Source organism: Streptomyces sp. SID11385 (genome assembly GCF_010548245.1).
GTDB lineage: Bacteria > Actinomycetota > Actinomycetes > Streptomycetales > Streptomycetaceae > Streptomyces.
In genome coordinates this window covers 1-320 of sequence record NZ_JAAGLR010000928.1, presented here as the reverse complement: position 1 = coordinate 320, position 320 = coordinate 1, and the positions used below count along the sequence as shown (strand labels likewise).

1 protein-coding gene is annotated in these 320 nt (G+C 73.8%); it reads right to left on the bottom strand.

Going from position 1 to position 320, the window contains the following annotated elements:
• Positions 1-198 (bottom strand): hypothetical protein (locus G3I42_RS37150; RefSeq protein WP_203607468.1); only part of this gene is annotated, 198 nt, incomplete at its 3' end.
• Positions 199-320: the final 122 nt, after the last annotated feature.

The following is a 320-nucleotide window of genomic DNA, read 5'->3' as shown; positions in this document are numbered from 1 at the left end:
GCCGGCGCCGGGGTCCGGGGCCGCGCCCGCGTGGCAGTACCCCTCGGGGATCGGGACGAGCGCGGCGCGGGTGGGGTCGGGCTCGGTGCCGGTGCGGTAGGCGGGTTGGCAGGGGGCGGCGGGCGGATCGCGCAGGGCGCGGTTCGCTCGCCGCCCCGCCGGGCGGGGGGGCGCCGCATCTCGCGAGTGGGTAAGCACTTACTCACCTTTGGCCAGGGGATCGGCCTTGCGGAAACGATCCGCCCGGTGTGTCGCGCGGAATCGTCTCACTCCATCGAGTGGCGCGATGTGCGACTTCGGCGAAGTTATCCACAGATTGG